Origin of the sequence: Bacillus sp. JJ1764, assembly GCF_036962145.1 — a bacterium.
Classification (GTDB): Bacteria; Bacillota; Bacilli; order Bacillales; family Cytobacillaceae; genus Neobacillus.
This window is the reverse complement of sequence record NZ_JBALNY010000146.1, coordinates 1-7046: the sequence shown is the minus strand read 5'-3', so window position 1 is coordinate 7046 and position 7046 is coordinate 1. Positions and strand designations below refer to the sequence as shown.

Below are 7046 nucleotides of genomic sequence, written 5' to 3'. Positions count from 1 at the left end.
GTATTAAATTGAGGGAGTTAAAGAAGGAATAAAAACTTTATTGTGTAATTATTGTCCATAGAAACTTTTGAACAAGGAAGGGAAATTTATGGCCACCCTGGAGAAAATACCTATTAATATTTTAATATCAATATTGTCTATAGTAATGATTTATATGCTTTATAAAACAATAAAAGTAAAAACGATCAGTCATAGATTATCCTTTCTTTCTATTTTTATTTTTTGTTTTGGTATTGTCTCTACTAGCTTTATAACTACTTTATCTTTACAACGTTCAATTATGAAATTTACAGTAATTATCGCTGTATTGACCCTTCTATCAGCACCTATAGTGATGTTTTTTAAAGGTGATAGTGAGGACAAAGAACGGGCTACTGTTGTTTTTAAATCATTGATTTTCATGTTTTTATTTATAATCGTAATGATGGGAATATTTATTACACTATTTAATTTTTTTAATCTTTGGTGAAATCAAATTTAAAAATTAATATTTTTTATCCTAAAAGAGGATGAAATAATCTTTAATACCATTGAATTAAACTACACCCAATTGTTAAATGAAGTCGATCAATAGAGGAAAAGTAGAACGTAAATACTTCGCTAAGAATGAAGGGCATACCTTGCAGTGGTAAATTGTAAGGTAATCACCAATCACACAACAACCATCGGATATAAGAATCCATACAGATATCGAGGGTATTGTTTTTAGTAAAGGGTAATGATGATTACATAATAAAAATGGAAGATGAAAAGTTTGTGAATTAATGTACTTAAAGTAAAGGGTGCAAGAGTTAAAGAACGAGATCGCTATGGCGATCTTTTTTGTTATTGAACTAAAAGGCAGGTTAGCACAAGAAGGAGAATCAGCAAAAACCGTCTTAAAGAGTGTCATAAATACAATATTGAGCCTTTGGTAACAATTACACACTTTGATTGTCCAATGCACCTTATTAAAGAGTACGGGGCTTGGAAAAATCGAAAGTTAATCACTTTTTATGAAAGACTATTTCGAGTTATTTTTAATCGTTATAAAGGTTTGGTAAAATACTGGATCACTTTTAACGAGATTAATATGATTATGGAAGCGCCTTTTATGGCGGTGGGTCTATATTTTGAAGAGAACGAGGATATAGAGGCTATTAAATATATAGCAAGTCACCATGAGTTAGTAGCTAGTGCCTTAGCTACTAAAATTGCTTATGAAGTGGACCCGAAAAATAAAGTTGGCTGTATGCTGGCTGCAGGGGTCCCTTACCCAAGGACATGTAATCCAGAAGATGTTTGGATGGCAAAACAGGTGGAGAATGAGAGTTATTTCTTTATTGATGTACAGGTAAGAGGTGAATACCCTGCTTATGTATTAAAGGCATTAGAAAGGAAGAAAATAACTCTACCATTCGAAGATGGAGATAGACAACTACTGAAAGAACACACGGTAGATTTTATTGGCTTTTCATATTATTCATCTAGTGTGGTAAGTACTGATCCCGAATTAACTGATACCATAGGAGGAAATTTATTTCCCACCTTGCCCAACCCTTATTTACAAGCAAGTGAGTGGGGATGGTAAATTGATCCACTTGGACTAAGAATTACGATAAACGCTCTATATGATCGTTATCAGAAACCACTATTTATTGTTGAAAATGGTTTGGGTGCTACTGATACACCGGATGAAAATGGATATGTAGTAGATGACTATCGCATTAAATATCTTAGTGACCATATTAAGGCTATGCGTGATGCTGTTGATTACGATGGTGTAGATTTATTAGGATATACTGTCTGGGGGCCGATTGACATTGTAAGTGCGAGTTCGGGTGAAATGAAAAAACGTTATGGATTTATTTATGTAGATAGGGACAATAATGGTCAAGGAACTTTCAAACGTACGAAGAAAAAGTCTTTTGAATGGTATAAGAAAGTTATTGCTAGTAGTGGCAAAGAATTAGATTATTAATATTATTTAAAAGGAGCAATCGGTTTCTGGTGGACTTGTTTTTTGCTGATTGCTCCTATTGTTTTAGAAGTATAATTTTCTAATCCTTTTTAAGTTATATTGCTTGCAGATGAGCAAGTATTTCTTTCTGAAGATGTATACCCCACCAGAATCTTATATGTATCCACAAACACTCGTACAAGTCGAGTGTCTCTTACTACTAGTCTTAAAATTGAATCTATAAATGAACTTATTGAAAAAACCAGCCTTGATTTCGTTAAGAGAATCTCTTTCGAATTCGGGTCCTTTTTTGGTTTAGACTCGTTCATTGTCATCAAACTGGCCTATTTACCTCTATCATGTTGATTACCACATTAAAAATTTCTACCTCAAGTGTGATAAAGTTCTTTGACAAGAAGAGGTATAAGCTTTAATTTGGTACAGGGGACTATTGTAAGTGCCTATGTAAATTTATATGAAGATATTAACGACCTCAAACTTGGTCCAATCGCTAGCAAAAAAATCAGCTTAGAATAGAGCCGGGGGACGGTTTTAGTGGCAGCCATTCTTTGTGGAAATGGCCATTAGAACCGTCCCTTGGGTTTTACCAAAAAATGAAGGATGGAAATGGACATGTTAAGAATAAGTAATATTAAGCTTCGGGCTGATTTTGATCCTACTAAGGAAAATCAACTTTTGGCTCAGAAGATCCAGAAAATGCTAAGGGTTAAACAGGATAAAATACTGTCTTTTCGTATTTCGAAAAAATCGATTGATGCAAGGGAAAAGAGTAATATCCAGCTTGTTTATTCTATTGATGTTGAAATGAATAACGAGAGGTCCTATTTAGGAATAAAGGATGTATCTTACATTGAATCATTTGTGAATGTGAAGAAGGAAATCAATAAAAAAATTCGTCCCGTCGTGGTAGGCAGTGGTCCTGCTGGTCTTTTCTGTGCTTTGGTTTTAGCGGAACATGGATTAAACCCAATTGTTATAGAGCGGGGAATGGACGTCGATCGCAGAAAAATGGCTGTTGCAAAGTTTTGGAAAGACGGCTTGCTTGATACTGATAGTAATGTCCAATTTGGTGAAGGGGGAGCAGGAACATTTTCCGATGGCAAATTAACAACTGGCATAAAAAATACTAGAATTCCGAAAGTGCTACATGAACTTGTTGAAGCTGGTGCTCCACCGGAGATCGCTTATTTAGCGAAGCCCCATATTGGAACAGACATTTTGATCAATGTGGTTAGAAACATTCGTCAAAAAATCGAGCGACTAGGCGGAGAAGTGCGTTTTGAAACGAAAATGAAGGAACTTATCATTGAAAATGGAGAAATTAGGGGCGTTCTCCTTGAAAAACAAGGAAGTTCAGATATCATCGAAACCGAGACGGTTGTATTGGCGGTCGGGCATAGTGCTCGTGATACTTTTTATATGTTAAAGGATTTAGGTGTAGAGATGATCCCTAAGCCCTTTGCTGTAGGTGTGCGCATTGAACATCACCAAAAAGACATCGATTTACAGCAATTCGGCAGCTTTGCCAATAATCCACTGCTTGGTGCATCTGAATACAAATTGAATGCACATCTTCCTAATGGACGTGGAGTTTATACGTTTTGTATGTGCCCGGGGGGCCATGTTGTCGCAGCCGCGTCAGAGAAAAATACTGTAGTGACAAATGGTATGAGCTATAGCGCAAGAAGTGGCGAAAATGCAAACAGTGCCCTTCTTGTTTCTGTCACACCAAAAGATTTCAATGGCGATGTTACGGCGGCTATAGAGTTTCAAAGAAAACTTGAGCGAAAAGCCTTTGAACTGGGTGGCAGTAATTATTTTGCCCCTGTGCAATTGGTAGGCGATTTCTTAGAAAATAAGGGTAGTAAACAACTGGGAGATATTATTCCCACCTATACCCCCGGTGTTACACCAACGGATTTAAGAGAATGTCTGGATGATTTTATCGTTGATAGTATAAAAGATGGGTTAAGAGTGATGGATAAAAAGCTTGCGGGATTTATCAAACATGATGCGGTTTTATCAGCTGTCGAAAGCCGAAGTTCTTCACCTGTTACAATTAAACGCAAGCCACTGACATTTGAGTCAAATATCAAAGGGTTGTATCCTTGTGGTGAAGGGGCAGGCTATGCGGGAGGAATTACATCCAGTGCTGTTGACGGTATAAAATGTGCAGAAGCGATGATGGAGCTTGAAGGGTAGTTTTCATACACTACCTTTAAAAAGCTTATAGAGGATAGATCATTAATTTAGTAGATACCTAAAAAGTAATCAAAAAGAGACAAAACGAGACAGTTGTATCATTTTGTCTCTTTTTTTGTGCCTTTATTTTCGTAAAAGCTCGTAGAATGTGGCTTTCGTTTCTTGGCATGGTTCTTGCTTTAATAAAGTTGTAATGAATTTTTCTGGGGAGGCTGAAAAAATGAGAACGATGGATAGTAAAGATGTTGCTTTAACAAAGGAAAAATCACAATGGATGTATAAAAAAATGCTAGAAATCCGTAATTTTGAGGATAGAGTGCATGAATTATTTGCACAGGGAATCCTGCCAGGATTTGTTCATTTATACGCAGGGGAAGAAGCCGTTGCTGTGGGTGTTTGTGCCCATTTAACGGATAAAGATAGTATCACTAGCACCCATCGCGGGCACGGCCATTGTATTGCCAAAGGCTGTGATTTAAATGGAATGATGGCGGAAATCTACGGAAAAGTAACTGGTTTATGCAAAGGAAAGGGCGGATCGATGCATATTGCTGACCTTGATAAAGGGATGCTTGGTGCCAATGGAATTGTCGGCGGAGGCTTTCCTCTCGCATGCGGTGCAGCCTTAACAGCTAAGTATAAAAAGACTAATGATGTAAGCGTTTGCTTCTTTGGGGATGGCGCTCAAAACCACGGGACTTTTCATGAAGGAATTAATCTTGCTGCTATTTGGGATCTTCCGGTTGTTTTTGTGGCTGAAAATAACGGATACGCAGAGGCTACTCCATTTACCTATGCATCCAGCTGTAAATCCATTGTTGATCGGGCAATTGGATATAATATCCCAGGTATTAAGGTAGATGGAAAAGACATTCTTGCAGTCTACCAAGCTGCAGAAGAAGCAGTTGCGAGGGCACGCCGTGGGGAAGGTCCTACCCTAATTGAATGTGTGACGTATCGAAATTATGGTCATTTCGAGGGAGATGCCCAAAAATACAAAACAGAACAAGAAAAGGTCGAGCATAAAACGGATAAAGATGCCATTTTACTATTTAGAAATCACTTGCTGAGCCAAGGGTTGTTAGCTGAAAACGAATTAACCCATTTAGAAGAGTCAGTTGAGGAAGCCGTTAATCAAGCAGTAAAGTTCAGTGAAGAGAGCCCCTACCCAAGTCCTTCTGAATTGTTAACTGATGTATACGTGTCGTACTAATAGGAAGAAAAAAAGGACGGCGTACAGGTGCAGCCCTAAATAATAAAATTAGAGTTTAGTAATTTTATTCGTATGGACAAATTAAAAGGAGGAATTCGATGATGGCAAGGAAATTGAGTATGTCTGCAGCGATTAATGAGGCTATGAAACTTGCAATGCGTAAGGACGAGAATGTCATTTTATTAGGTGAGGACGTGGCCGGCGGGGCTGAAGTGGATCACTTGCAGGACGAAGATGCATGGGGCGGAGTTCTCGGGGTCACGAAAGGGCTTGTTCAGGAGTTTGGACGGGAAAGAATTTTGGATACGCCCATTACAGAAGCAGGTTATATGGGTGCAGCGATGGCGGCGGCCTCAACCGGTTTAAGGCCAATTGCTGAATTAATGTTTAACGACTTTATTGGAAGTTGTTTAGATGAAGTATTAAATCAAGGGGCAAAGTTCCGCTATATGTTTGGGGGCAAGGCGCAGGTTCCCGTTACGATTCGCACTATGCATGGTGCCGGATTTAGAGCAGCTGCCCAGCACTCCCAAAGTTTATATGCTCTGTTTACGGCGATTCCGGGTGTGAAAGTAGTTGTCCCATCCACACCTTATGAAGCAAAAGGGCTATTACTAGCAGCAATCGAAGATAACGATCCTGTCATCTTTTTTGAGGACAAAACACTCTATAATATGACCGGCGATGTTCCGGAAGGTTATTATACGGTTCCGATTGGCAAAGCGGATATTAAGCGGGAAGGATCAGATGTAACGATTGTAGCGATTGGTAAGATGGTACACACCGCTTTGGAAGCAGCTAAGCAACTTTCAGCTAAAGGAATTGAAGTCGAAGTCGTTGATCCGCGCAGTCTGTCACCTTTGGATGAAGAAACGATTCTTTCGTCTGTAGCAAAAACCAACCGCCTTATCGTTATCGATGAAGCCAATCCAAGATGCAGTATGGCTACGGATATTGCGGCGCTTGTTGCGGATAAAGGGTTTGATACACTCGATGCCCCAATTAAACGAATTACGGCACCACACACGCCTGTACCTTTCTCACCAGTACTCGAGGATATTTATTTGCCTAAAGCAGAAACAGTGGTCAAAGTAGCAGCAGAACTAGTAGGTGCACCCCTAGAAGTATAAACGGGGGAGCGGGAAGGAGCGATCAATATGGCAGTAGAAGTTGTGATGCCTAAATTAGGAATGGCCATGAAAGAAGGCACTGTATCCATATGGAATAAAGAAGTCGGAGATCCTGTTGAAAAGGGTGAACCGATTGCAAGCGTCAGTTCAGAAAAAATTGAAATTGATGTGGAATCTCCTTCGGAAGGAACCGTATTGAAAATTGCTGTCCCCGAAGGAGAAGGGGTTCCACCTGGGACTGTAATTTGTTATATCGGAATTCCGGGTGAAGAAGTAGCTGCGGCGCTGGCAGTCGAAGAAGTCCAAAAGCCTGAAATGGAAAAAGTCGACCCTGTAAATGAAAAAGCAGAGTCAATCTCTTCAGTAAGTACGGCTCGAAATCGGGTGAAAATTTCCCCTGTCGCAAGGAAAATGGCGGAGGAAGCCAACCTTCCTATTGAAAATATCAAAGGAACGGGGCCTGGAGGAAGAATAACAAAAGAAGATGTAGAGGCAGCCATAAAGAATTCATCCTCGCCGCGGACTGAAGCGAAGCAGGAAT

Annotated in this window: 5 protein-coding genes and 1 pseudogene; all 6 read left to right on the top strand. The window is 39.2% G+C overall.

What is annotated here, in order from left to right; genetic code table 11:
• Window positions 1-88 precede the first annotated feature (88 nt).
• Window positions 89-469: a hypothetical protein gene (locus tag V7083_RS18840; RefSeq protein ID WP_335480800.1), complete on the top strand. Its 381-nt coding sequence runs from the start codon at window positions 89-91 to the stop codon at window positions 467-469.
• 414 nt (window positions 470-883) lie between these two features.
• A pseudogene (locus V7083_RS18835) lies at window positions 884-1960 on the top strand (6-phospho-beta-glucosidase); the annotation flags it as partial.
• Between the two features lie 612 nt (window positions 1961-2572).
• Window positions 2573-4162, top strand: a complete 1590-nt coding sequence (locus V7083_RS18830) for an NAD(P)/FAD-dependent oxidoreductase (protein WP_335480798.1) — start codon at window positions 2573-2575, stop codon at window positions 4160-4162.
• A gap of 220 nt (window positions 4163-4382) precedes the next feature.
• Complete coding sequence (locus V7083_RS18825) at window positions 4383-5375, top strand: thiamine pyrophosphate-dependent dehydrogenase E1 component subunit alpha (protein ID WP_335480796.1); 993 nt, start codon at window positions 4383-4385, stop codon at window positions 5373-5375.
• A gap of 101 nt (window positions 5376-5476) precedes the next feature.
• Entirely contained in the window at window positions 5477-6505 is a 1029-nt protein-coding gene (locus tag V7083_RS18820) for an alpha-ketoacid dehydrogenase subunit beta (RefSeq protein WP_335480794.1), read from the top strand.
• Window positions 6506-6532: 27 nt separating this feature from the next.
• Window positions 6533-7046, top strand: a 514-nt coding sequence (locus tag V7083_RS18815; protein WP_335480791.1) for a biotin/lipoyl-containing protein, incomplete at its 3' end; no start/stop codon positions are given.

Bases quoted from the DNA above. Each gene is read 5' to 3' on its own strand.
- V7083_RS18840 (WP_335480800.1), top strand. From the start codon at position 89: ATGGCCACCCTGGAGAAAATACCTATTAATATTTTAATATCAATATTG.
- V7083_RS18830 (WP_335480798.1), top strand. From the start codon at position 2,573: ATGTTAAGAATAAGTAATATTAAGCTTCGGGCTGATTTTGATCCTACT.
- V7083_RS18825 (WP_335480796.1), top strand. From the start codon at position 4,383: ATGAGAACGATGGATAGTAAAGATGTTGCTTTAACAAAGGAAAAATCA.
- V7083_RS18820 (WP_335480794.1), top strand. From the start codon at position 5,477: ATGGCAAGGAAATTGAGTATGTCTGCAGCGATTAATGAGGCTATGAAA.